The organism is Bordetella tumulicola (assembly GCF_965138755.1).
Classification (GTDB): Bacteria; Pseudomonadota; Gammaproteobacteria; order Burkholderiales; family Burkholderiaceae_B; genus Bordetella_A; species Bordetella_A tumulicola.
Genome location: NZ_CBCSFP010000002.1, coordinates 203,415 through 227,977, shown reverse-complemented (window position 1 = coordinate 227,977; position 24,563 = coordinate 203,415). Strand labels below are relative to the sequence as shown.

General features: G+C 57.0%; 25 protein-coding genes. 13 read left to right on the top strand and 12 right to left on the bottom strand.

Features of this window, described 5'->3' with window-relative positions; genetic code table 11:
• Positions 1-71 precede the first annotated feature (71 nt).
• Positions 72-1,202 (top strand): alkene reductase, encoded by a 1,131-nt coding sequence (locus ACNAZS_RS06730; RefSeq protein WP_415787504.1) that lies wholly within the window; start codon positions 72-74, stop codon positions 1,200-1,202.
• Positions 1,203-1,337: 135 nt separating this feature from the next.
• On the opposite strand, the gene ACNAZS_RS06725 is transcribed toward ACNAZS_RS06730, so the two are convergent.
• Both ACNAZS_RS06725 and ACNAZS_RS06720 read right to left on the bottom strand, forming a co-directional pair.
• Positions 1,338-2,111 (bottom strand): class II aldolase/adducin family protein, encoded by a 774-nt coding sequence (locus ACNAZS_RS06725; protein ID WP_415787502.1) that lies wholly within the window; start codon positions 2,109-2,111, stop codon positions 1,338-1,340.
• Positions 2,112-2,258: 147 nt separating this feature from the next.
• Complete coding sequence (locus ACNAZS_RS06720) at positions 2,259-3,224, bottom strand: Bug family tripartite tricarboxylate transporter substrate binding protein (RefSeq protein WP_415788842.1); 966 nt, start codon at positions 3,222-3,224, stop codon at positions 2,259-2,261.
• Positions 3,225-3,331: 107 nt separating this feature from the next.
• Between ACNAZS_RS06720 and ACNAZS_RS06715 the strand changes: the two genes are divergently transcribed.
• The 4 genes from ACNAZS_RS06715 to ACNAZS_RS06700 all read left to right on the top strand — a co-directional run bounded on the left by ACNAZS_RS06715 (position 3,332) and on the right by ACNAZS_RS06700 (position 5,803).
• Positions 3,332-4,159, top strand: coding sequence for an IclR family transcriptional regulator (locus tag ACNAZS_RS06715; protein ID WP_415787500.1), 828 nt, complete (start codon positions 3,332-3,334; stop codon positions 4,157-4,159).
• Positions 4,160-4,221: 62 nt separating this feature from the next.
• Positions 4,222-4,680 (top strand): MarR family winged helix-turn-helix transcriptional regulator, encoded by a 459-nt coding sequence (locus tag ACNAZS_RS06710; RefSeq protein ID WP_415787498.1) that lies wholly within the window; start codon positions 4,222-4,224, stop codon positions 4,678-4,680.
• Positions 4,681-4,807: 127 nt separating this feature from the next.
• Complete coding sequence (locus ACNAZS_RS06705; RefSeq protein WP_415787496.1) at positions 4,808-5,479, top strand: glutathione S-transferase family protein; 672 nt, start codon at positions 4,808-4,810, stop codon at positions 5,477-5,479.
• A 3-nt stretch (positions 5,480-5,482) separates the two neighbouring features.
• Positions 5,483-5,803 carry a DMT family transporter gene (locus tag ACNAZS_RS06700; RefSeq protein ID WP_415787494.1) on the top strand — a complete coding sequence of 107 codons (321 nt, stop codon included), beginning with the start codon at positions 5,483-5,485 and terminating at the stop codon, positions 5,801-5,803.
• A 76-nt stretch (positions 5,804-5,879) separates the two neighbouring features.
• Here ACNAZS_RS06700 and ACNAZS_RS06695 read toward each other — a convergent pair whose 3' ends face one another.
• The gene (locus tag ACNAZS_RS06695; protein ID WP_415787492.1) at positions 5,880-6,749 is read right to left on the bottom strand and encodes a PhzF family phenazine biosynthesis protein; all 870 of its coding nucleotides are present in this window, start codon (positions 6,747-6,749) and stop codon (positions 5,880-5,882) included.
• Entirely contained in the window at positions 6,742-7,710 is a 969-nt protein-coding gene (locus ACNAZS_RS06690) for a Bug family tripartite tricarboxylate transporter substrate binding protein (RefSeq protein WP_415787490.1), read from the bottom strand. The genes ACNAZS_RS06695 and ACNAZS_RS06690 overlap by 8 nt, the downstream gene beginning before the upstream one ends.
• 205 nt (positions 7,711-7,915) lie before the next feature.
• Here ACNAZS_RS06690 and ACNAZS_RS06685 point away from each other — a divergent pair, with 205 nt between their 5' ends.
• A complete protein-coding gene (locus ACNAZS_RS06685; RefSeq protein ID WP_415787488.1) occupies positions 7,916-8,701 on the top strand; it encodes an AraC family transcriptional regulator in 786 nt (261 codons plus the stop codon).
• 19 nt (positions 8,702-8,720) lie between these two features.
• On the opposite strand, the gene ACNAZS_RS06680 is transcribed toward ACNAZS_RS06685, so the two are convergent.
• Together ACNAZS_RS06680 and ACNAZS_RS06675 are read right to left on the bottom strand one after the other, a co-directional pair.
• Positions 8,721-9,044 carry an AzlD family protein gene (locus ACNAZS_RS06680; protein ID WP_415787486.1) on the bottom strand — a complete coding sequence of 108 codons (324 nt, stop codon included), beginning with the start codon at positions 9,042-9,044 and terminating at the stop codon, positions 8,721-8,723.
• Positions 9,041-9,778 (bottom strand): AzlC family ABC transporter permease, encoded by a 738-nt coding sequence (locus ACNAZS_RS06675; RefSeq protein ID WP_415787484.1) that lies wholly within the window; start codon positions 9,776-9,778, stop codon positions 9,041-9,043. Before ACNAZS_RS06675 ends, ACNAZS_RS06680 begins: the two co-directional genes overlap by 4 nt.
• A gap of 149 nt (positions 9,779-9,927) precedes the next feature.
• Between ACNAZS_RS06675 and ACNAZS_RS06670 the strand changes: the two genes are divergently transcribed.
• Both ACNAZS_RS06670 and ACNAZS_RS06665 read left to right on the top strand, forming a co-directional pair.
• A complete protein-coding gene (locus ACNAZS_RS06670; protein ID WP_415787482.1) occupies positions 9,928-10,797 on the top strand; it encodes a LysR family transcriptional regulator in 870 nt (289 codons plus the stop codon).
• 15 nt (positions 10,798-10,812) lie between these two features.
• Positions 10,813-11,058: an MBL fold metallo-hydrolase gene (locus tag ACNAZS_RS06665; RefSeq protein ID WP_415787480.1), complete on the top strand. Its 246-nt coding sequence runs from the start codon at positions 10,813-10,815 to the stop codon at positions 11,056-11,058.
• On the opposite strand, the gene ACNAZS_RS06660 is transcribed toward ACNAZS_RS06665, so the two are convergent.
• Genes ACNAZS_RS06660 through ACNAZS_RS06645 form a run of 4 tightly spaced genes read right to left on the bottom strand, consistent with a single transcriptional unit; the run spans position 11,048 to position 15,768 of the window.
• Entirely contained in the window at positions 11,048-12,061 is a 1,014-nt protein-coding gene (locus ACNAZS_RS06660) for a Csu type fimbrial protein (protein ID WP_415787478.1), read from the bottom strand. The genes ACNAZS_RS06665 and ACNAZS_RS06660 overlap by 11 nt on opposite strands.
• Positions 12,043-14,445 (bottom strand): fimbria/pilus outer membrane usher protein, encoded by a 2,403-nt coding sequence (locus ACNAZS_RS06655; protein ID WP_415787476.1) that lies wholly within the window; start codon positions 14,443-14,445, stop codon positions 12,043-12,045. Before ACNAZS_RS06655 ends, ACNAZS_RS06660 begins: the two co-directional genes overlap by 19 nt.
• Positions 14,446-15,240, bottom strand: a complete 795-nt coding sequence (locus ACNAZS_RS06650) for a fimbrial biogenesis chaperone (RefSeq protein ID WP_415787474.1) — start codon at positions 15,238-15,240, stop codon at positions 14,446-14,448. It abuts the gene before it with no gap.
• Positions 15,241-15,246: 6 nt separating this feature from the next.
• On the bottom strand, positions 15,247-15,768 hold the full coding sequence (locus ACNAZS_RS06645; protein ID WP_415787471.1) for a Csu type fimbrial protein: 522 nt from the start codon (positions 15,766-15,768) through the stop codon (positions 15,247-15,249).
• 787 nt (positions 15,769-16,555) lie between these two features.
• On the opposite strand from ACNAZS_RS06645, the gene ACNAZS_RS06640 reads away from it, so the two are divergent.
• Together ACNAZS_RS06640 and ACNAZS_RS06635 are read left to right on the top strand one after the other, a co-directional pair.
• The gene (locus tag ACNAZS_RS06640) at positions 16,556-17,548 is read left to right on the top strand and encodes a succinylglutamate desuccinylase/aspartoacylase family protein (protein ID WP_415787469.1); all 993 of its coding nucleotides are present in this window, start codon (positions 16,556-16,558) and stop codon (positions 17,546-17,548) included.
• Positions 17,549-17,580: 32 nt separating this feature from the next.
• A complete protein-coding gene (locus ACNAZS_RS06635) occupies positions 17,581-18,552 on the top strand; it encodes a Bug family tripartite tricarboxylate transporter substrate binding protein (protein ID WP_415787467.1) in 972 nt (323 codons plus the stop codon).
• Between the two features lie 70 nt (positions 18,553-18,622).
• Here the strand turns inward: ACNAZS_RS06635 and ACNAZS_RS06630 are convergent, their stop codons facing one another.
• Positions 18,623-19,564: a LysR family transcriptional regulator gene (locus ACNAZS_RS06630; protein ID WP_415787465.1), complete on the bottom strand. Its 942-nt coding sequence runs from the start codon at positions 19,562-19,564 to the stop codon at positions 18,623-18,625.
• Positions 19,565-19,778: 214 nt separating this feature from the next.
• Between ACNAZS_RS06630 and ACNAZS_RS06625 the strand changes: the two genes are divergently transcribed.
• Both ACNAZS_RS06625 and ACNAZS_RS06620 read left to right on the top strand, forming a co-directional pair.
• Complete coding sequence (locus ACNAZS_RS06625; protein ID WP_415787463.1) at positions 19,779-20,750, top strand: Bug family tripartite tricarboxylate transporter substrate binding protein; 972 nt, start codon at positions 19,779-19,781, stop codon at positions 20,748-20,750.
• A gap of 8 nt (positions 20,751-20,758) precedes the next feature.
• On the top strand, positions 20,759-21,685 hold the full coding sequence (locus ACNAZS_RS06620) for an SMP-30/gluconolactonase/LRE family protein (protein ID WP_415787461.1): 927 nt from the start codon (positions 20,759-20,761) through the stop codon (positions 21,683-21,685).
• A gap of 132 nt (positions 21,686-21,817) precedes the next feature.
• On the opposite strand, the gene ACNAZS_RS06615 is transcribed toward ACNAZS_RS06620, so the two are convergent.
• Positions 21,818-22,255 (bottom strand): DUF3455 domain-containing protein, encoded by a 438-nt coding sequence (locus ACNAZS_RS06615; protein WP_415788840.1) that lies wholly within the window; start codon positions 22,253-22,255, stop codon positions 21,818-21,820.
• A 621-nt stretch (positions 22,256-22,876) separates the two neighbouring features.
• Between ACNAZS_RS06615 and ACNAZS_RS06610 the strand changes: the two genes are divergently transcribed.
• Complete coding sequence (locus ACNAZS_RS06610; protein WP_415787459.1) at positions 22,877-24,511, top strand: Na+/H+ antiporter; 1,635 nt, start codon at positions 22,877-22,879, stop codon at positions 24,509-24,511.
• Positions 24,512-24,563: the final 52 nt, after the last annotated feature.

The following is a 24,563-nucleotide window of genomic DNA, read 5'->3' as shown; positions in this document are numbered from 1 at the left end:
TTAAGATTCTTCGCATCAGCATCGATGGCAGACAGAACAAAGTCTGCCCATGATCCGAAGGAACTCCAGTAATGAACACGCTATTTGAAAACTTCAATTTATCCGGCCTGACACTCCGGAACCGCATCGTGATGGCGCCGTTAACCCGCGCACGCGCACCACGGGATATTGCAGACGAGCGCGTCGCGCTGTACTACGCGCAGCGCGCCACAGCGGGCTTGATCGTCAGCGAAGGCACGCCGATTTCACGCGAAGGTCAAGGCTATCTGTTTAACCCCGGCATCTTTACGCCCGAGCAGATCGCGGGCTGGCGGCTCACCACAAATTCCGTCCATGCCGTCGGGGGCCGCATCTTTGCGCAGATCTGGCACGTCGGCCGCGTATCGCATCCTTCTATTCAGGCTAACGGTCAGTTGCCGGTCAGTGCCAGCGCCAAGCAGCCCCTCGGTGCGAAAGCATTTGGCTACGACGAAAACGGTGTCCCCAATCTGGTTGAATCACCCGCCCCCCGCCAACTCGGCACGGAGGAGATCCCGCGCATCGTCGAGCAGTTCGCACAGGCCGCCGACAATGCCGTGCAAGCCGGCTTTGATGGCGTTGAAATTCATGGCGCGAATGGATACCTGTTCGAACAGTTCATGAATCCTCTGGTGAACGATCGCACGGACCAGTACTCGGCCAAAACCATGGCGGATCGATTGAGGTTCACACTGGAAGTTGTGGATGCGGTGATCGCAAGGATTGGCGCCCGCAAAGTCGGCATCCGCATTTCCCCATACGGACAACTCTTTGATATGCCGTTGCACCCAGAGATCGATGACACTTATACCCAGCTAGCCATCGAACTCGGAAAGCGCGGGCTGACGTATGTCCATGTGATGGATCAATCCGGATTTGCCGTCGGCGACGCCACGATCGAAGGTGCAGCGTTGTCGAAGTTCGATGCGCTTTTGCGGACCATTAAAAGCCACCTGCCCAAGACTGCCCTCATTCTGGCCGGCGGGATGACACGTGATCGCGCAGAACAAATGATCGAGAAAGGCGTCATCGATCTGGCGGCATTTGGCTCGAGCTTTATCAGTAATCCAGATCTGGTCGCACGACTGCGCAATCGCTGGCCGTTGACGGATCCCGATCGCAGCACATTCTATGGTGGCGATGCGAAGGGCTATATCGACTACGAGCCTTACACCGCGGTCTAAGTGCGCAGGGGATTGAGAGAAACACTCAAGCGTCAGTTTTCATCACTATTCTAAAAGTGATGAAAACTGAGGTCATGTCATCATGAATCTCGGCCAAATGCACGACATGACCACCCAAACCGTAGAGCGGAAATCTCAATCCGCGTAGCCAGGCATCACTCGGTCCAACACCCTCATCATCGCTTCGAAATAGAGCCTCTCACGCTCCTCGCGGGAATGGCTGTCTTCGGGGTTGGGGGTGTCCACCTTGTCCACGAGCGCGTCTGGCAGCAGCGAAAGCGGTTTACCGGCCGACATCGCCAGGACCTGGGCGCGACACACCTTCTCGAGCCGATACAAGCGACGGTACGCCTGCGCCACGGTATCGCCTACCGCCAGCACCCCATGGTTCTTCATAAAAAGCACCTGCTTGTCTCCAAGCTGGGTGGCAAGGCGCTCTCCCTCGCTCAGTGCCGAGGCCAGACCCGTATACCCATCGTCATAGGCGATATGCTTGGTGATAAAGGCTGCCGTCTGACTGCAGGGTAATAGCCGGTTGTCCTCCAGCATGTTCAGCGCCAGTGCCCAGGTCTGGTGGGTGTGCAATATGACCTTGGCGCCGGTGATCCGGTGCAGCGGCGCGTGGATACAGAATGCACTCAGCTCCAAGTCTCCTTGGCCTTCCAGCACCTGTCCGCGCTCGTCGAAGACAATGAGGTCGCTGGCGCGGGCCTCTGACCAATGGCGGCCGAACGGCAGCACCAGGTAGCGGTCTTCATAGCCGGGCACCATCATGGTGAAATGGTTGTCGATGCCTTCTTCCAACTCGTCGTAGACGGCGAGTCGATTCGCTGCCGCAAGATGGACACGGGCGAGCCAAGCGGCATCAGCGTGAGTTTCGGGCGATTGGGGGGATAGTGAACGGTTCATGCGCGGCTTCTCCAATGGGATCCCTCCGTTTTAATCGATACCCCAAAAAAGCTCCAGCGGTAACTCCCGGGGGCTCCCTCAAACCATACGAATCGGGCTTCCCTGGAACTAGGGGCAAGCGTATCGCTCAACGTGGCGCAAGTACATTCACTGCCGTGGCAGCTTCGCCTGACTGACGAGCTTTTCTACAATAGGCTGCTCATTACGAATCTGTTCGGTGAGCTCGCGTGCGGATCCTGACCGCGGCTCGATGCCCATGGTCAGCATTCTGTCACGCACGGCTGGATCTTGCAGTGTGGTGGTCAAGGCTTGTTGCAACGTGGCCAGCACATCGGATGGCGTGCCGGGTGGGGCGACAAAGCTAAACCAAGCACTGAGGTTGAATGACGGATAACCTTGTTCCGCCAGCGTCGGTACATCAGGCAGAGTGGGTAAACGGCTCTTGCTCGTAATACCGAGCACGTTAAGCTTGCCGGCCGTGACCTGAGGCATGCCAGTCGCCACCATATCGAAGAACAGATCGACGTCGCCGTTGATCAGGGTCGGCAAGGCCTGCGTCGCGCCCTTGAACGGCACATGCAGCAGATTAATTCCCGCTTCTTGTTTAAATAATTCGCCGGCCAAGTGCGATGAGGTACCCGGCCCGAAGGAAGCGAATGTTAGTGGCTCAGGACGCTGCTTGGCACTTGCCACGATGTCGGTGATTTTGGTGAAGCCGTTTTTGTTGTTGGTTAGCAGAATCATTGGGCCAATCCCAACCATGCCGATGGGGGCATAGGCATCTGGATCGTACGGTAGTGATTTATACAGATAGCGGTTGGTGACCAAAGTTGAGTTGGTAGCCATCAGCAATGTGTAGCCATCGGGTTTAGCCCGCGCGACATAAGAGGCTCCGATGGTGGTGCCGGCACCTGCCTTGTTCTCGACGATGATTTTCTGATCCAGCGCCGTGCTCATGCGACTGGCCAGAATGCGAGTCAGCGCATCGGTAGCACCACCCGCGGGAAAGGGCGAAACGATGGTGATGGGTTGTTCTGGATAGGCGGCATGGGCCAGTCCCGCGCATGCCGACAGTGCTAGCGCGGCGGCAAAGGTAGAGACTCGTTGGAACATATTTTTCCCCTTGATGTGGTGGACGAGGCTATCTACTTCTTGTAAATTCCGAACAATGGAATTTAATTCCATTATTAGAAATTAACTATAAAAGCGAAGCAGCCTCTATGCAACCCCCAGTCGATTCATCTGATCCCGGCGAAGAAACTACCGAACGAAGCGGACCTGCGCGTCGTCGTCGAGGCAGCAGCCAGGGAAGGTCGGGGCCCAATTTCATCGAAGCATTGGCGCGCGGGCTTGGGGTATTGCGCTGTTTCGGGCCCGGGGCCACGATCTTGGGCAATCAGGACCTAGCGGGCCTGACTGGGTTGCCTAAGCCAACCATCAGCCGCATCACCTACACCTTGGCCGAGTTGGGCTATTTGCGCTATCACACCGATAGCGGCAAGTATTCCCCCGGCTATGGTGTATTGGCACTGGGGTTTGGCGTACTAGTCGGACTGGAAGTACGCGAGTTGGCGAAAGCGTCGATGGTGCAACTCGCACGTGAGACAGGCGGTGCAGTAGCGTTGGGCACGTTCGATGGCGATGCGATGGTCTATGTGGAAGCCATTCACGGCTCGTCCGAGTTGTATTTGCGTCTGCCCGTGGGATATCGGGCCAGCCTGGATAGCGCGATGGGACTGGCTCACGTCGCGGCCTTGCCCGATGTGTCGCGCGACGCGTTGCTACAGCGTCTGGGACGAGCGGCCCCAGCTGGGGATGTCGTGCAGCAAGCTTGCTCGGATCTGGCGGCTACCGGATGTTGTTTCTCGTTGGAAGCCTGGAAGACGGGTATTAATGCCGTGGCGGTGCCGTTCCAGGCTGTCACGGGCGAAGGTGTATTCGTGATGAGTTGCGGAGGGCCGGCGTCACTGTTGCCTGCGGCGGTGTTACGTGAACGGGTGGGGCCTGCGTTGCGGGATATTGTGCGGCAGTTGTCGGGGATACGTTAGACGGAAATTTCGGTGAGATAGAATTGCATTTGCAACCGAAATAATATGAGAGAAGCTTGGTTATGACAGCGGCAAAACCTGACCTTTGGTACTCATTTGTGCGCGCACATCGAATGATGATCCGGGAGGTTGAGCGCCGTTTGGCGGATGCCAATCTGCCCAGCTACGCGTGGTATGACACGCTCTGGGGCTTGGAGAGCGGGCCGGGAGGAACGCGGCGCATGCACGAGCTCGCCGACACGCTGGTCATTGAGCGCTACAACCTGACGAGACTGGTGGACCGCCTGGAGCAAGAAGGCTTGGTGACACGCAGTCGTTCGGCCACGGACGGCCGTGCGGCCTACGCGTCCATCACAAGAGAAGGACGCGTACTACGCAAGAAGATGTGGAAGGTGTACCAATCCACCATCACCGAACTGTTCCTCAATCAGTTCAGCGCCAGCGAACAGCAGGCCTTGGCCGAGGGTCTTGATCGGACTTTCGAGACCGTTCGTGCATCTAGGGACAGCGCCGTTGCGTAAGTTCATGCATACAGTGCCCATTAATGGCAAGCCTCTTACCTAACAGGTTGCAGAAATTTTTATTTGTCCATAGAATTGCAATTGCAATGATTGCAATTGCAATTCTATGGACAAATAAGAGGCAACCATGAATCACACCAACTCCCTCACGTTCTATACCGCGAACACGCCAAATGGACAGAAGATCGCTATCTTCTTGAATGAGGCGGGGCTCGACTATGACCAAGTGAATCTCGATCTATCGCGGGGCGATCAGCACCAGCCGAGCTACCGGAGGATCAACCCCAACGGCAAGATTCCGGCCATTTTTGATAAAGAGTCCGGTGTGACGGTCTTCGAATCGGGAGCCATTCTTTCCTATCTATCGGCAAAGACTGGATGCCTATTGCCACCGACGGACGTCGAACAAGTGGCCGTCCAGCAGTGGTTGCATTTTCAAATTGGAGGCATTGGCCCGATGCTTGGTCAATTATGGTGGTTTCTCCACGGATCAAAGACTGAAAATCCTGAGGCCATTCAGCGGTACCGGAAAGAGGCATTGCGTTTGTATCAGGTCGTGGATGCTCGACTAAGCGAGTCCGCTTTCATCGCTTTGCCAAGCTACAGCATTGCGGACATCGCGGCATTCGCATGGTTGCGCACCTGGAGCGAATTGAGTTTGGACATTTCGCCGTTCTCGCATGTTCGCCGTTGGCTGGATTTGATCGAGTCAAAGCCTGCCGTGCAGCAAGGACTCTTGGTGTCCAAGCAAGAGGGCTCTCCTTTCGATCAGAACCAACTTGATCTTCCGAAAGGCTGAACCATGGCATGGACATATCTATTCCTTGCTGCGGCGTTGGAAATTTTGATGGGGCTTTTCCTGAAGTTAAATGAGGGTTGGTCAAGACCTGGGCCTAGCATCGTTGCCGTGATGGCCGCGTTGAGCAGCATCTTTTTGCTTGCACTTGCTCTTCGTTCATTACCGGTCGGAACTGCCTATGCCATTTGGACAGGCGTAGGCACCATCGGTCTAGTTCTGATCGGACTCGTGTTCTTTAACGAGCAACTCAGTTGGACTCGCGTCTTCTTCCTTGTATTAGCGATCACAGGTATTGCAGGTTTGCGCTTCTCCGAGGCTGCATGAAGAACATGCCACACTCAACAGTAGGAGACACCTTGTGTAAGGTTAAAAATCAGCAACCGCGCCTGGTGACGATGCGTCAGGTGAGCCATTGCGTCTCCCCACTCAACCAGCAGCCTGGCGCATCGGTACGGCGACGTAGCTGGATTGCCGAGGGCGAGCCCATCGCCACGCCCTGGCGCACGGTACATATCTGGTCGGCCGGCACCTCGCCCACGCTGTCCAAATGACCCCACAAGGCTGCCGCGGCAATGCCGGTGGCGGCGTCTTCAGGATAGCCCGAGGCTTTAGGGAACTGGCGTGCAAAGACACCATCGTCCGAGACGGCATACGGATACAAGCCAGTGGAATCGATGGCGTCGCACAGGTCACGCATCGCACCGAAGTCCGGCGCCAAAGCATCCAAAGCGGCTGCGTCAGGCATCCGGACCAGGGTCTTGACTCGGCTCGTGCTGGCATTGACAGCGTGCAGTCCGGGATCAATCCGCAAGACTGTGGCGATCGCGTCACACTGTTGGGCGGGCAGCAAAGCCAAGGTCACGGCGGGTTGCGATATCCACGCCCAGCCGCGGGCCTCGTCCCATTCGATGTCGACACTGCCACTAAGTGTCTGCACACGCGCCCAAGGCGTAGTCCAGTAGCCCCATTGCCGTAGCGCCCACAGCGCTCCCACCGTCGCATGACCGCACATCTCCATTTCATGGCCGGGCACGAAGAAGCGCAGCCGACACAGATAGTCCGGCTCATCGGCCGGCAGCACGAAGGCAGACTCGTGGCCATGGTAGGCGGCCAAGGCCTGCATGTCCTCGGCCTGCATCCCGCGGGCATCCCGCACGAGAGGGACGGGGTTGCCGCCAGACACGCTGGCGGACGCGTCGACAAATACGCTCAGCAACGCTGCCTCGCCGGCCTGCGGCTCCACGGGGCGAATCGAAGAAAGATCAGTCAAACTGGACTCCATTTTTCTTGATGAGCTCGCCCCAGAAAGCGAGATCTTGGGCAACGCTACGGGTCAGCGCATCAGCCGTGTCCGGCCGGACATCGACGCCTTTGGCGGCCAGATCCGCCGCGATGGCCGGATCCCGCAGCGCGGCGTTCAGGGCGCCGTTCATCCGCTCTACGATGGCGGGTGGCGTATCTTTCGGAAAAGCCAGACCGTACCAGAGCGACTGCGTGTAGGTCGGCATGCCCTGCGCGGCGAATGTCGGCACGTCGGGCAGAATCGGCGTTGCGGCCGTGGTGGCCACAGCCGCGAGCTTACCGCTCTGCACGAACGGTGCGAGGCCAACGGGGTTGTCGAACATGACATCGACTTCGCCGCCGACCAAATCCGTATAAGCCGGAGCAGCGCCACGGTATGGGATATGAGTCAGGTCCAGCTTTTCGTCCTTCGCAAACATTTCACCAAGCAGGTGCGACACGGTGCCGGCGCCGACCGAGGCAAAAGTGCCTTGCCCGCGGGATTTCAGCGCTGTGATAAGCGCGGGCAACGTGAAGGCTTTAAGAGACGGGTGCGCAGCCAGGACATACGGCGACGTTCCGATGAAGCCGACATAGGCAAAATCCTGCGCGGGACGGTAAGCCAGATTCTTGTAAAGATTGGCGGCCAGGGCTGTGGTGCTGGTGGTGACGGCAAGAGCCGTATAACCGTCCGGCTTGGCGCGCGCTGCCTGTCCCGAGCCGACTGTTCCGCCCGCGCCACCGGCGTTCTGGATGACGACAGTCTGGCCCAATTGCTTGCTCAGAGCCGGTTGCAGCGTCCGCACGACCAGATCGGTTCCCCCGCCAGCCGGGAACGGTACGATCAGGGTGACCGGTCTGTCCGGCCAGGCGGAATCAGCAAAACTCGCAGCCGGGACCGCGGACAGTACGAGGCCCAGGATCAGGGCGAATGACGGTGTGCGCATCATGCACATCCCCTTGTAATGGTTTAGTGCGACTTATCGTAGAGATGGCCGGAAACCCACGCGAACCGAAGAGCGACAGAAGACAATCCCAAACGCGACAGCGACCCGCAACCTTGCATTAATAAACCGGCGCGCCGATACTGAACCCCATTGTCTGCATGCGCCGCCAGGGCGCGTGCCGTTGTTTCGTGCCTCCCGCTCTACTGCCATGACGCGCTGCACTACACTTTCGTCCAAACAGAAACTGATCGCTCAAGCCGGCTTTGCTTTTGCCACCAGCCGTGAACCGCGCTACGCCTTTCATTGGCATGAGCACGATTGCGCCATGCTGCTCTGGCCGCGTGCAGGCGTGCTTGACAGCGCGTGGCAGGATGACGGAGGTACGCGCCGCCGCGGCCGGTTAGTGCGAGGTCAGGCGCTCTTGCTCCCGTCCTACTTCAAACACAGTACGCGCGCGGAAAGCGTCGCCCAGCAGCATGGCGAACTGTATCTCGCCCCCGAACTGCTGCGTAACTGCAACGCGAGCGGCGTCCTGCAACTCGATGGCGCCGCCCAGACCATGCTAGATGCACTCTGGAAACCGGCGCTGTCGCCCAGCGCCTTGCCGGCGTTAATCTCCGCATTGATTGCACAACTCGGCAGTAGTCGGCCCATCGAGGTCTTGCTCGCTGGCTCGCCCAATCTGGCACAACGCTGGGTCGACGCCCTGCGCGAGAAGCTCGAGGAAGGGCACTCCCCGCCCGCCGTAGCCGATTCGGCGGACGCGCTGGGTGTTTCCACGCGAACGTTGCAACGCGCATGCCTCACGGCCTACGGGCTCCCGCCGGTTGCGTTGCGGCGCATACTCGTGGCGCAGGCCGCTCGTCAGCGCATCGCCCTCGGCGAGGCGGTGGCGCGCGTGAGTACCGACCTGGGTTTCTCTAGCAGTGGGCATCTCGGGCGCCTTTTGCGCGCGATCGACGCGACCCAAGACCTACCGGGCAAGGGCGAGTGAGTGCGACTCGTCCAGGCCGCTAAGCAGCCAGCGAAAGCAAATACCTGAACAATGCTGCTGTAACGATGCCCGCCGCGATGGCTGGCAGGGGCTTCTTCAACAGCAGCATGGTCGTCGCCGTCGCTAATAGCGCGAGTCGTGCACCGTTATCCCCATGCACCGCCATTGGTGCCAAAAGTGCTACCAGCACCGAGCCGGACATAGCACTGATGAACTGCTTAACTCGGTCGCTAATGGGAACGAGCGACATGATAAACACCCCGCCCCAGCGGGTGGCCAGCGTTACGACCGCGACGACCAGCACGACGGCCAGTGTGCCGGTACCTGACGTTTCGATATTCACTGCCCTTTCTCCGTCCAAAAGGCGCCGAACGTGCCGCCTGCCAGGGCGCCCACCATCACATGACTGTTCTCGGGCAGATACCCGTCAGCGATCAACGAAGAGCATGCCGCCACTACCCATATAAAAATCACGCGCGGACTCTTCCGTCCGCCAACCGCCATGGCCAAGAGGAAGCAGCCCATTACCATGTCCAAACCCAGACTCACGGGGTCGTGAATGACGCTACCCACGTAAAGGCCCAGCCAGGAGCCTAGTATCCAGGACAGCCAAAGGGCAATTCCACCGCCCAGCAACAATCCCATGCCCGACTCTCCACGTCCAAACGCCTGCATGGACATAGCCCAATTGGCGTCAGACACAACGAGCATCACGCCGTAGCGCTTCGCGGGCGACAGATGGCACAGCCATGGGAAGAGTGCAGCGCCCATCAACAGATGACGAGCGTTGATGGCAAACACGGTAATAGCCAGAGGAACCAGCGGCACTTGCGCGCCCCACAGATCCAGCACCGCAAACTGTGCCGCGCCAGCAAAGGCCAACGTGCTCATGAGAACGACCGAGACACTGTCCAATCCCATCTGCTTAGCCGCAAGTCCGAATGCCACGCCAAAAACAGTCACGAAAATCGCTATGGGAAGCAGCTGCGTGAAACCGGACCATACGCGATGAGGATCAAGTGCATATAAATCTACGGCATCGCGTGTCAAAACGGGGACTCCTTCATCGATATCCACCAACCTGCAAGTACGGCATCCATGACTTGCAACGGCAAGCTAGAGACCGAAAGTCTGCACTGGCGATGAACTATGCCTCGGATATTGGATGTTAAAAAGCGCATAATTCTTCTGTATGCCATTTGAAAAACGAATACATAGGAAATGCCATGGCCTATCCGGATCTACATGTCGATTGGCTTAGATGCTTCGTCACAGTCGTGGATGCGGGCTCGCTGTCCAACGCTGCGCCAGAGGTGCACAGGTCCCAGTCGGCCGTCAGCATGCAGTTGAAAAAACTGGAGGCCGCCGTAGGGCGGCAATTGCTTGTAAGAGGCCCCCGGGAGCACCAACTCACACCGGATGGGCAACGTCTGCTGGGTTACGCTCGACGAATACTCGACCTACACGCGGAAGCGCAAACGGCCTTTCATGGCGAGACAGTAGGAGGCCGCATTCGCCTTGGGGTGCCTGACGACTACGCTGCCAAATACCTGACGCCAGTCCTCAAGCGTTTTGCACCAAGATACGGCACCGTTGACATCGAACTGGACTGCGAGCAGTCGACATCCCTTATCCCTCGTGTCGAACGTGGCGACCTAGACCTGGCGTTGATTTCACGGGATCATGCACGACGGGGCACCTTGCTGTTTCATGAACCGATGGTGTGGGTGGGTTCGCCGCAGTTCGATACCTGGCTGCGCGACCCGCTGCCTATTGCCGTCTATGAAGACAGTAGCCTTGCCAGACGAAGCGCGATCAATTCATTGAACCTGCAAGGTCGCCGATATAGGGTGGTCTACAACAGCTCCAGTCTGGCGGGTCAGATTGCCGCCGTCGAAAGCGGATTAGCCGTCGCAGTCCTGACCCGGTGCAGCGCACCTGCCCATCTCGAAATCCTGGACAGCGCGCATGGACTAGGGCCTCTCAAGCCGATGGAGGTGTCGGTGTATCGCAGCCGTGCTTCACAAGGCTCCAAGGCTGTCGACAGCCTGTACCATCTACTGATCAAGACGCTCAGAATCTCTAAGCCCTCGTGATGGGATAAAAGGGGCATGTCGGTGCCGCGTCACGCGGCGGCTTTCGAAGTCGTTTACACCGTAACCAGCGCCGCCACTCGCGAGCTGATCGAAGAGCGCGGTCAACAAGACTGGGACCCTGAGTTCGGCCGCATACCCCGCCTGTTCAAGGGACCCGAGAGCGTGCCCGGGTTGAATTGGCCGACTATCGCCTTCGACGACCGTTATGTGATCGAGCTAAGCGGTAGCCGCGGCACTGTGGCATGGAACTCTAGAAACTGATGGTGGCGATAATGGTGTCACGATAGGTGCCTGGAGTGGGCGTACTCTGAGCAGGCACTGACCCGTAGATCGTCAAGGTTTGGGCCAAGCCACTACCTGCTGCCGTAACTGCTGCCGTACCACTGGTACCATCGCCCCAGATGACGCTACGAGCACTACTGGTGTATAGCTGATAGCGCACAGCACCTCCTCCGCCGACACGTTGCATGGAACGGGCGCTTATGCTGCCGCTACTGCCGCCATTTAGCGATACGCGATACGCATTTCCATTGGTGCAGCGTACGCTCAAGCTTGCGGTTCCATCAAGTCGCGCTTTTAGTACACCAGTCGATGGAAAATTCAGGTTGGTAGCGGATATGGTGCAGTCGTTAATGACTCGTGCTGTGGCGGTGAAGGGAAACGTCGATGCCGTCTGCTGTATGTTCGGGCAAGTTCTGTCGATGATCTCGAAGAAGTGGGTGTTCAGTGAGCTTTGGTTACCGCTGAAAGCCGTGGTGTAAGAGGTCGCAGTACTGCCCACTAGCGGAATAGTAGGCTGATTGGCCTCGACGCGTCCGTAGTAGGTGATCGCCCGGCTGGCAGTTGTACCAGCGATAGGCTTTGCCAGCACGAACGTGATCGGATTCGGGGTCGTGGTCGAGTATATGGATCCCCAGATATTGGTGCGCGCGGCATCCTGGAACAAATTAAACCGGATCGCGTTGCTGCCGTTCGTCAGGAAGCGGGGCGCGCTACCACTGGAGTTGACGCCAGGACCGAGATTCAGGCAAATCCGAGCATTTCGGTTCAACGTGACCGCCGGCCACGTGCACGTCACCGTGACCGTACCGGTGCCGTCGACTGCGCTCAGTTGAATAGGGCGCACATCGCCGAAATTTATGGGCGAGGCACTGGCTGTGCAGCTTTGGGCTTGCACCCCTGAAACGCTGAAAAGCGCTAGGCAAATAATTGCTGCAATGGTCGCATGTTGTGCCAATGAGTGTTTTATCCAGATGCGTCGCATATTAAGGGACCGATGGTAGGAAGCTCGGAAGCGTCTGTATTCTTGAACGTGAACTGCACTTGACAGGTGTTGTTCTCATAACGAATACGCAAGTGGTTGGTGGCTGCCAGCTGTTCTACGAAGGCCACACCGTCATACCCTACCACGGTGCGTGCCCCCGACTCCTCATGGTAAACATCAGCGCCGACAGGGATAGCCTTGCCTTGTGCATCGCGCAAAATAAGCGAAGCAGCTCGGTATTCCGTAACCAGGAATTCTGCCAATACACCCGATCTCGCCTGTGGCACAACTTCCGCGTTGCTTCGCGCCAATTTGAAATTGGACGGAAGATCCAGGCCATCGATAGATATCCGATTGCGCTGGTACGAATTTAGGTCGGGGATCAAATAATGGCCGCTTGCGTCTGTGACGCCGATGACACGGTTTTCGTGAAGCACCGGAATGTCGGCTATACCTCCTGTGGATACCAACGCAAAACCGTCGTACAAACGTCGCGACGCCGTAAGACTACCGTCCATCAGCGTGACGGCGCCAGAGGCGTTTAGCGCGGCACTACCGTGGCCGTCTACTTGCTGGGCCAACGCCGTGACTTCACCATATCGGCCGCGATAGGTTGTCTGCGCCTGCCCCCAACGCGCCGAGGCTGTTTTGCCCGCCTGTAGGCCCCAACCCCAGCCGCCTTCGTAGTCGGGCGAGCGCGACGCCGTTAGGTTGAAGCTGGTATCACCGTTTTGCCGGCCACCATAGGCGCCCAAATACGTGCCTCCATCAAGCGAAATGCTCACACTCAGGAACAAGCCTGTGTCCTCGCGTCCGCCAAAATCCCGGTATGCGCTGAGGTTCGTTGAAACCCTCTTTCCCAGATTCGCCGTATAGCCGACCGAGCCGACATGAGATGGCTGGTAACCGGGCAGTGTATAACCAATGTAGCTAGCAGCCACAGAGTGATGTTCATCCAAAGAAAACGAGACCGTGGCCCGATCCATCTTCTTTGCCATGGGATATCCATCCGTGGTGCCGAGGTCCCGGTAGTTGGACAGGTTGCGTATTGTTTGAAGGTCCAAAGAGAACCGTTGCTGCAGCAACTGGTATCCCAGCGCGACCCTCGCTCCCGTGCCGGTGCCCGCGCTAAGTGACAACGCTCCGTTCAGGACCCCATTGGCACCCAATCCCACCAGGGCACCAGCGCCCAGGTTGTACACACCCACGGTGGCTTCTGCATGACCTTCAACAGTTAGGGCGTTAGACAGCCCATACCGTATGGTGCCGGAGGCTGCAGGATGACTGTCGTAGTCGAACGATTCCAGCGCGTAACGCCGGCGAATGAACCCCGCCTCCACCGAGTACGACGACAACCCGGCGGCCAGCATACGGCGGTCGATGTAGATAGGCAGCGTCGTCGATACCGAGCGGCCTAACGCATCGCGGGTGACGATGGTAGCGTTGCCGGCACCCGTTATCCCGGGTGCGTCATTAAAGATAAAAGGCCCATCAGGGACCTCGGTACTGAAGCGTCGCATATTGTTGATATAGAGGTCAACCGTGGAAGGTACAGTCGCGGTTCCGCCCAACTGCGGCAGTGGGAATGTGATGAGATCCGGCCGCAAGTCATAGTTCCGGCTGAACTGTATGCCAGCCATGCGTACTGGCCTTGTCCAGTCCAAGGCCGAAGAAATGGTGTCTCCCAAGCGCAAGGTGCGAAGACGTACAGGATCTGAGTGAGTCCATGATGTATCGAAGCGAACATAGCTGTCCTCACCGCGGTACGACCCTGTATACAGAGTGCCGGAATTCTCCAGTACGCCATTAGAGTCAAAGTAGCGTAGCTCGTTCCAGATAGACAGTTGAGAGCGATGCGCGTATTGATAGTAGGCATCGTAGTTCAGCGCCAAACCTCGACTCGACGTTGCCTCACCAACCGCGGTCGTTGGTGCTTGTCCGTACCTGTACGGCGTACGCAACGCGGGGGGCACTTCAATGGCTATCGACTGCCGGGCCGCAGAATAGCGGTATGTCAGCTGAGCGATTGAATCGAGCGGGATAACTTCGCTGCTGAAAGTATGCGCGTCGACGTCGATGCCGATGCTTCGGAGGTCCGCCTGCTTGGCCCACAGTTTGCCGTTGCGCACATAGAAGCGGGCCAGCGCGCCCGTATCCTGGCCATTCAGCGTCACCGCTAAAAAGACGTCCTGCTCGTTTTGGGCGCCAAGCTGAGCAATGGATAGTGAATCCAATGCCGAAGATTGACTAAAGGCAGCCGTTGCTATGCATTGGCAGGACGCCGCGACAACCAGACGTACTGCTACTCGGCTAACCGCTTTGCCGTGATCTGCTGGCGCAATCGCACAATTCGAGGGGGCCACCAACATACCGGAAGATAGCATTCACGGTTCCCCCCCTGCCGTGCGGCCCGCTTTGCCGTTGCCAGGCGAGATCATGATATTCGCCTGAGCTGGCCGCGCGTTAATGGTGGCGTGGATCACTGTCTTAGCGCCAAACGTGGCGTTGGCCGGGATATCAAGTGGCCATATTTTGTAGCGCCCCGGTAAGGCGTAACCCAACAATCCCTCTTGGATGTCATAGCGCCTTCCTCGGGTGTCGACTATCCAAACTGTGTTGATGCGTGCTCGCTGTCGGCCTCTGTTCTCGACACGGAGCGTCCAGTCGCCACCTTCGCGTAGCAGCGTCCAGGCCAGTACGGGGCTATCCTGCGCCGACAGCCCGTTATCGACGAACACCGGAATTGAATAGCGCATCCGGATCAGCACGCCGCTACGCGGCATGGTCTGTTCGTGCGGAATTTCGTCTATCACGATCCGGTAAGCCTGCTCAACCGCGGGTTTATCTCCCGGCGTACGAACCAGGCGTACGAGTTGGTCGCCGCCTGGCGTCACCTGAATCAGTGGGGGGCTTGCTACCAGCCGTTCCGTCGGGGCAAGCGTGTCTTCGCCATTGTGCTGGTCCCACTCGAACACCCGTACCTGCCCATACACGGGAGTGTCGCCGGGATTCGTCAATGTTAGCGCTGCACCATTCTGACCTTGCGCCATTTCAATCGTGACCGGTGATACCTGTAATGTGACACCGGCCGCCCGTGCGGTGAACAGGCACAACGCCAGGCCTACGATCGCAATCCGCCCACGCATCATCAAACGGCGTCGCTCATTGGTCCATCTCACCACGACCTAGAAGAACACGGTGGCAGTGACAGTTGACTGGTAAGTGTCGGCCGTAGGCGTAGTCTGGGGCGGTACGCGACCATAGACAGGGATCGTCTGCGCGGTGCCTGTACCGACGCCGCTCAGCGTGTCGGTAGGTTGGGTGTTACCCCAGACCGTCGCTCGGGCGGCATCTTGATATAACTGGTAGGCGACAGTTGTTCCGGTATTGCCTCCGGTTGTGCCTGCCAGCAAACGATTAGCCACGGTCGAGCCTGTAACGTTACCTTCATTGAGTCCGATGTTATAGGGCGTGGTGTTGCTGCAAGTGACCGAAACAGTCGTCTCCGCGTCGACATTAGTATCCAATACGCCGGACGTGCCAAAACTGAGTGGATTGGCGGCTATGGTGCAGTCAGATTGAATGATCAGGTTGACGGTGAAGGTTGCTGTAGCGGTGTTGTTGTACACCTGTGCACTTGCCGGCAACACAGCTATGCCGGCAACCAGCCCAACCCCAAATAATGAAATACGCGTGAATCGATTCATAGTGGAGCCCTTCCGGTGAAATTAACTGCAAGAAACAGTCTAGTCTCCTTCCTACCATATCGACGATATGAAACTATTTCATTGATTTGCGTATTTTGTTACCCTTTTTACCAACAATAAGGACGAATAATGCACGTACTGTTACGCCCTTCGCTATTTATGCGCGTGCAAGGGGCGTATGAAGGACTAAAAGGCTCAGAACGCAGGCTTGCGCATAAAGACTCTGTTCGGGTCTTCGCTATATTCACCGAAAGGCTCACAACACGTGCAACCGCAGCTAAAAACGACGCCATCCGGCAGCTCGCGCGTGAGTTTCACCCTGCCACGGCACATTCGACCACGCACTCCACCCGACGGCCGCCAGCAAGTACATAAAATCTAAGCCACCCTAGGCTGGTCCGCGTCAATCACAATTAAGTGATGAACAATAGGCATCGACCGACTTTATTTTCATTCTTCACAAATGAAAAAGCCTGACGCCCCTACTCCACCGTCACGCTCTTAGCCAAGTTCCGTGGCTTGTCCACATCCGTGCCACACACGCCTTGTGATAAGACAGCAGTTGCAACGGAATCGTACGCACGATCGGTGACAGCATGCCGTAGTGTCCAGTGGAATACGCCCGCACTCGCCTTTGAGCGAAATAAACGGCTTTTCTATAGCTCGGACTCGACGAGATAACGAATTGGAATCGCTAAGCCTAATTCGATTTTGCACACGGCAGCGCCCGCTAACACAATGGTTCATTAGTCTTTAGCAATCTCTTCCCCGAAGAGGTCAGGGAATTATGACGAAGAGCCGCATTAGCATCGATATATCGCTTGACGAAAATGGCAAACGCTCCGGAATCGCACGACTTCCGCACTCAGTACATCGCTCAGCCTATGGATGGTTGCCGATACCGTTGGTCAGCATACGAAACGGCGACGGCCCGCGTGTACTACTCATGTCCGGCACGCACGGCGATGAATATGAAGGGCAAGTCACACTGACGCGGTTGGCACAAAGTCTCGATGCGGAGAACATTCGTGGACAAATTCTCATCCTGCCGATGGCGAACTACCCAGCAGCGAAGGCCGGACTTCGCGTGTCGCCGATCGACGGCGAAAACCTAAATCGCATCTATCCGGGGGATCCGCATGGAGGTCCTTCGAAGATGATTGCCCATTTCATCGAGACCGAGCTACTGAGCCGCGTTGACGTGGTATTGGACTTGCACAGTGGGGGCTCGTCGCTGAACTACCTGGGCTCAACGGTATCTCTGGCCGCGGATGACCCTCATCTCCTGGAACAGAGCCAAGAGATGATGCGCGTTTTCGGCGCGCCTTACGGTGTATTGTTCGAGGGCCGAGGTGGTATCGGCAGTAGCTACGATGCCGCTGTGCGGAACAAAATAATCCGCATCGGAACCGAACTCGGCGGCCGTGCCTGGGTCAATCCGGCGCTGAGGAAATTATGCGAAGCCGGCGTACGCCGGGTACTCGCGCATTTGGGCGTCATTTCGCCCTCGCTGTGCGAACCCGCCGGGCCAGTCCAGTTCATGCGCGTGTCTCCGCAAGCATTCGTTTATGCGTCGACCGACGGCATATTCGAAGCAGCGGTGTGTCTCGGCGATCACGTGAACACCGGAGACGTCGCCGGCCACATCTACTTTCCGGATGCGCCGATGCGTACGCCAATAGAAGAAAAATTTCAATCCGATGGCGTCGTCATCTGCGAGCGCGCCATTGCGGCGTGCCAAGTCGGTGATTGCTTATTTCATCTCGGGCGTCCGGTTTAGTTAACTAGACGTCCTATTTCAAGAGGAAATTCATGAGATATCAAAACATCCTTCGATGTGCCCTCTCTTTGGGCCTATACGCGGTCGTCACAGCGACCTATGCGGCGCCGTATCCGGATCGTCCTATTACCGTAGTGGTGCCGCAAGCCGCCGGCGGTGCGAGTGATGTTGTTTCCCGCATTGTGCTGCAGAAAATAGGTAGTATCTTGAATCAGAGCATTGTGGTGGAGAACCGCCCCGGGGCGGGAGGCAATATCGGAATATCGACGGTGGCCAGGGCCCCCGCGGACGGGTATACGCTCTTGTTCAACGTCAGCAGTGCGCATTTAATCAATCCGTACCTGTATAGCGAGCCCGGCTTTTCGCCGGAGCGAGATTTTGCGCCAGTTTCCCCATTTGGAACGGGCAGCATGTTGCTGGTCGCGGCACCGGATTTTCCCCCCAACAATATCCAAGAACTCCTGGCGCTGGCAAAGGCCAAGCCAAATGAAGTCACCTATGCATCCGCGGGTAATGGCACGCTTAACCATCTCATGGGAGAGGTCTTCAATAAATCGGCCGAGGTGGAAATGATGCATGTTCCATATCGCGGCGCCGCCGCCGCGACGACAGACGTCATGAGCGGTCGAGTATCGGTGGCATTTCAGGCGGTTGCGTCCAGCATTTCGCAAGTGAAAGCCGGAAAACTAAAAGTTTTGGCGATCGCAAGTACGAAGCGGTTGCCCGATCTTCCTGGTGTGCCGACCATCGGTGAGAGTATCCCCGGTTACGGAGAGGATCCTTGGTATGGCTTGTTCGCTCCGGCCAAGACACCCGTCGACGTACTCGACAAACTATCGCAAGCGACTCAGAAAGCGCTCGAGGACGAAGGCGTACGCCGTAGTCTCGCCGCGCAAGGAGTAGAACCCTATTTTTTGTCGCGAGCTGAATTCGCCAAGCTTATCGGCACCGAGCTACCACGGTGGGAGAATATCGTGAAGGATTCTGGCGCGAAGGTCGACTGAGGGCGTGCAGTACATCGACAAAGACTGTGCATGGTCAGACCGGCACCATGCGAATTCGACGCTATCCTGGTTAGAGACTATCGCGCCAAGTACCGGCGGTCATCCAGTCGCAAAATGTGCTGGTCGCGGTGCTGACCGCTGCGGGATTCCAGAGAATGCCCAACGGCCTGAGCGACTCTTGGCGTTGAACGTCAAGAGCACAGACGCTGCCGGACATCAGTGCGGGCCCGGCAAAACTGGCCGGTAGCACAATAAGTGCGTCGCTATACGCAACAAGGCCAGTAATCGCGGATAAGGACGAAGTAGTCACGTTGGAAACGACAGGATAAGGAACGCCGCCAGAGAACCAACTCTCGAAAATAATCCGACTCGTCGATTGCAATGGCAATATCAGCCATTGCTCATCACCTAGCACGTCCAGCGACAGCGCCCGCCGATGCGACAGCCGGTGTCCCGTGCGAGCGAGCACAACGCTGTGGTCATCCTCTAACGGTTCGAACTTCAGTGGGCTGTGACCAATCGTCGGTGTGCGTGTCAATACGGCATCGTAGACGCGACTCATGAGTAACTCGTGCAGATGATCTTGGTCGTTTTCTTCAAGATGCAATTGAAATTGCTGAAATCGCTGACAGAACTGAGCGATGCCTCTCACGAGGGAACCATTACATGCCGCGGGCAGGGCCCCGATATGCATGGTACCTGTCTTGCCCGACTGCACGGCGTCGAGAGTCTTGGCGCTACGCTGGACCAACAGAAGCATCGCTTGAAAGATCGGCAGCAGAGTCTTGCACGTTGACGTCTGCCGCATACCTCTGGAATGGCGCTCGAAGAGGGGCTCACCAACCACGCCCTCGGCCATAGCAAGAAATTTGGCAATACTAGGTTGACTGATGTTGGCCATCTCTGCCGCCCGATGCGTACTTCCGAGTTCTGCCGTCAGAACCACAGCTTGTAAATGACGAAAGCCGAGTTTGGCGAGAAGGCGGTTGTGGATCGATGCTTTATTGCTCATCACTTGCCCAGTCATTGAAAACGAAACGGAATCGCTTCACTGTTCTTATTTGCGCAGCTGCTGGCGAAGATTACTACACTTCAATCACAGAATATGACAGCGTGAATCGCCGATATCGAGAAACAACGCAGAGTCAGATATTCCTCTCATCACATTCGAAAAATTTCCGTGCTTCCGATTTTCTGATCATTCTGGTAACTAAGAAAGGACCTCCATGTCAACGCGTCGCCAAGCAATCAAGCTTGTCTTTGGATCAGCCTTAGTCGCAGCAACGGGAGCGCCCAAGGCTCAAGAGTCCACCGGCCCTATTCGTATCGTGATTCCGGGTCCTGCCGGCGGAGGCGCCGACAATATCGCGAGGATCGTAGCGGAGAAGTTGCAAACGATTCTGGGACAGACGGTGCTGGTCGATCCCCGTCCCGGCGCGACGGGCTTGATTGCGAGCAAGTATGTCATGAGCCAAGAGCCAAATGGTCAAGTGCTTTATCTGAGCTCTTCCATGCTAGCCAGCGCGCCCGCACTGGATCCAGAACTTCAGAAATTCGACCCGATACGAGACTTCACGCCGATCGCGCAGTTAACAAAAAATACAATGCTGTTTATCGTCAGAAGCTCTCTGCCAGTCAGTAACATGGAAGAGTTCATCGCTTATTGCCGACAGAATCCGGGAAAAGTATCGATTGGCACGATAGGGCCATCGTCCAGTACACATCTCATGACTGCTTATTTGGCCAAGGCAGTCAATCTCGATATCAATATCGTTCACTACAAGGGCTCAGCGCCAGGTAATCAAGACCTCATGGGAGGTTTCATCGATGCAAGGATTGATAACCTGGCGGGTGTCTTTGGTGTGCTGAATTCTGGCCATGCCAAAGCGATCGCGGTGGCGGGAAAGGATCGTTCTCCGTTGTTTCCGAAGTTGAAACTAGTGTCTGAAACAGTGCCAGGCTTGTATTTTGATGACCACTTTGTGATCGTGGGTCCGGCAAAAATGGATGGCAATCTCGTTGAAAAACTCAGTGAGGCTCTACGTACAGTCGTTTCTATACCCGAAGTTTCCGCGAAGCTAAGGGAACAGCTCGGTTCCGTTTCTGCGCCGCTTTCGCCGGGCGAAACCGAGACGGCCATGCAGAATATCTACGAAAGTACGAAGCGCATGGTCACACAAGTTGATTTGAAACCGTAGGGGGATTGATGTTGTACGCTCCTCCTCCGCGCGTCACAGGGACGTTAGTTGCAAGCCTCCCCGACGAACTACGTACAGGTGATCCGCAATCCGGCCTGAATGCCAATCAGCCGTCCGGATTAGTGGCCACCTCTTTCCTGGAGGGACCAAGTTTCGATCGCGACGGTGTCTTCTGGTGCGTCGATATTGTAAATGGACGCTTGCTAACTCTGGATACGGATGGCCAGATACGTATCGCGTACCAGTACGACGGATGGCCCAACGGCCTGAAAATTCACCAGGATGGTCGGATCTTCGTCGCCGATCATAAGCATGGAATCATGATCTACGACCGCCAGCGACAGCGCATTGAACCGTTGCTGCAGGAATACGGATCCGCGCGTTTCAAGGGCGTGAATGATTTGTTCTTTGCCGGCAACGGAGATCTGTACTTCACAGATCAAGGTTCAACCGGCCTGCATGATCCGACGGGCCGACTGTTCAGGCTCAGCGCAGACGGACGGCTCAATTGCTTGTTGGACAATTTGCCGAGCCCGAACGGTCTAACGATGGACCTGCAAGAGCGCACACTGTTCTTGGCGATTACGCGCGACAATAGCGTGTGGCGGGTGCCATTGGGGCGGGACTTTCAACCCTTAAAAGTGGGGCGCTTCGTTCAGATGTCAGGTGGGATAGGGCCGGATGGTCTGGCCCTATCCGCTCAGGGCGAACTACTGGTGGCGCACGCCGGTTTAGGCTGCATATGGCTATTTTCGGCCGAGGGCGAGCCGCTTCGGCGTATTGATGCACCACAAGGAAAGCTAGTCACTAATCTCGCGTTCCGAGACTGCGCGGCGGAGATCTATTTCATCGAGTCGTCCAGCGGTTCCATTTATAAAGCAGCCATGCCAGGACTTGGCAAGCCAATGTTTTCGCACGCACCGCTAATAGCGTAATCCCGGTGTCATACGCGGGTATCCACGATAAGCCTTACGATTACCCGGTTGGTGCTTAAGCCATATAGCGCAACTGCTGAGCGTGATGAGGGCTCCCCCACCTTTCGGAATCGGTACCCGCTGCCACGAGGGCTAGTTCGGCTTCCAGAATACGTACTCAGCTTGATACGCGACTTCCTCTTGGTCGCCGACATTCGAACTAGTACATGGTTTATGGGGTGGCGCTCCTCCCGTGTCAACTAACCGCTGAATATAAGTGACGCCCGTCAGTAGCCCAACGCCGATCGACGGATTAGCCATGACTAATTGGTCATAAAGTCGTTCCGTTCCCGAGCGAACACGCACTATTTCCAATCCCGTCAACGTCGACCCATCGGCGCTTTTCCAGGTTTCCGGTGGGCTTGTGTATGTGCCGCTGAGGTTTCCACTGCGATCGCCCAGCGTGGCCGAAGCTGAGCCGACTGTCCATACAGGCTTTGTCGCGTCGGTAGGGCTCGTCCGACACACATACGTGATGTGACCCGTCGCAGGCGCATTCCAAGCGATAGCGTTGCCGGCAGGTACTTGCATGAGTACCGGCACTTTGGTATCTGCCATGGCGTTTGTGGAAAGCGTAGCCAGCACTATGGACATTATTAAACCAATCCGCGGCGTACGGATGTGCAATTCGCGCTTCTTCATGTGTATCCTGAAATAGCCAAAACGATGGACGTTCGAATAAAACCACTTGCGAAAACTACTTCTCTATTGCTCCAAAACCCGTAAACGAGTGGATGAGAGTAGTTTTATAAGTAGCGCGAGCTTTAGTTCGCATTTTGAGATTACTTAATCGATAGGACCCGGTCAACGATGATTCGTGGTACTTAAGTGAAAACTGGCGGTGGCTGCTCTTGCGCGCTGATCTGATATGGAAGCTAATCGGATAATGATCTTCTGCGTGCTTAATTTGACTAAAAACATGAGGGTACGCCAATGCCTCAAATTACGTTCCACCATCAACAGTTTTTGTTGTCGCGATAGTTTGTGCATAGCCTCACTATAATTCCTGCGCAGATGATCAAGAGGCACAAGAGCCGCTTCTCGCGTATCCTGCGTACCCATCAGCGCACGGTGGGACGTTAGGCTTTTGATATTGCATGAGCCTCTGCCCAGGCGTCAGTACTCCAGTGTTTATTTTCAGGGATATTCGTTTTGGAGGCATTTACGGTTGTCATGGCGATGTTGGTCGCCGTCTTGGTCAGCGGCTTTCTGGTCCGCATGATTCCCTTTGCCATTCCCTTGCCCTTTGTGCAGATAGCGCTAGGTTTTCTGATCGCCACCGTATTTCAGCGCGGCGTACTGATCGAACCCGACATCTTCTTCCTATTGTTCCTGCCGCCCCTGTTGTTCTTCGACGGCTGGCGAGTGTCCAAGCTGACCGTGCTGCGCGAGTCCTCTTCCATTCTGCAGCTGGCGTTTGGCCTAGTGTTCCTGACGGTGATCGGCGTCGGCTACCTGATTCATTGGATGATTCCCGCAGTGCCCTTGCCGGTCGCTTTCGCCATAGCGGCCATTGTCTCGCCGACGGATCCGGTTGCCGTCGGAGCGATCTCGCGCCGGGTGTACATTCCTCGCCGCATGATGGCAATTCTGGAAGGCGAGGCGTTGTTCAACGACGCGAGCGGCCTGGTCGCCTTTCGCTTTGCCGTTGCAGCGGCTGTGACCGGCACGTTTTCGCTGTCGCAGGCGACGCTGTCTTTTTTTTGGATGGCCATCGCCGGCCTGTCGATCGGGGCCGGGCTCACGTGGCTAATCATGCAGATGCGGATGTTCATCACCCGGCGGCTTGGTGAAGAGCCAGGCGCCGAGGTGCTGCTTAGCCTATTGACGCCGTTCTTTGTTTACATCGTGGCCGAGCACGCCAATGCCTCGGGGATTCTGGCTGCCGTCGCTGCTGGCGTCATGATGAGCTATATGGAATTGTCCGGCGGGGCGCTTGCCGCCACGCGCATGGAACGCCAGTCTGTCTGGAGGATGGTGCAGTTCACGCTTAACGGCATGATCTTCGTGCTCTTGGGTGAGCAGTTCCCCACCATTCTGGCGGGATTGTCGCTTGCCGCGGGCGAGGCCGGCGGGCAGTCACTGTACTGGCTACCCGTCTACGGCCTAGCGGTGTGTCTGGGCCTGGTCCTGTGCCGATTGCTGTGGGTGACGGTGTCACTCAAACTCGGCGCGATCAGGGCCCGGCGGCGTGGGATTGAGCCACCCGAGATTGGTTTGCGCCTGATTTTGGCCGTGTCGGTGGCAGGGGTACGCGGCGCGGTGACGCTGGCGGGTGTCATGACGCTACCCTTCACCCTGGATACCGGAATGCCTTTTCCCGCGAGGGACCTGGCCGTGTCGTTGGCGGCCATGGTGATTGTGTTTTCGCTGTTGCTGGCCAGCGTGACCTTGCCCGGTCTGATGCGCGGGTTGCATTTTCCGCCCAATAGCCGGACACAGCAAGAGGCGTTGCTGGCGCAGGATGCCATGCTCCAAGCGGCACTGGATAGCGTGGCGCAAGGCACCAAGCGCCGGGTTGCCGAGCAGCCAGACCAGGCCGCCCTGTATCTGGAGGTCGCTGACAACTTGACAGCCGCCTTGCGACGTCAGGCCGGTGAAACGCCGGACGGGGCATCTGCTGAAGAGCTGGTCAAGCAGGCTGCTCTTGAGCGGCAGTTGCGCCTGGAAGCAATAGCCGCATCGCGGGAGGCAGTCTTCCATCTGGCCCGTACGCACCGCATTTCCGACGAGTTGGCGCGTGAACACGTCCGCTTGCTGGATTTACACGAGGCCCAACTGCACTAGCGCGCGGGCCGATGCCTGTTCGGCGCCCGATGCCATGGGCGCCACGCTTGCG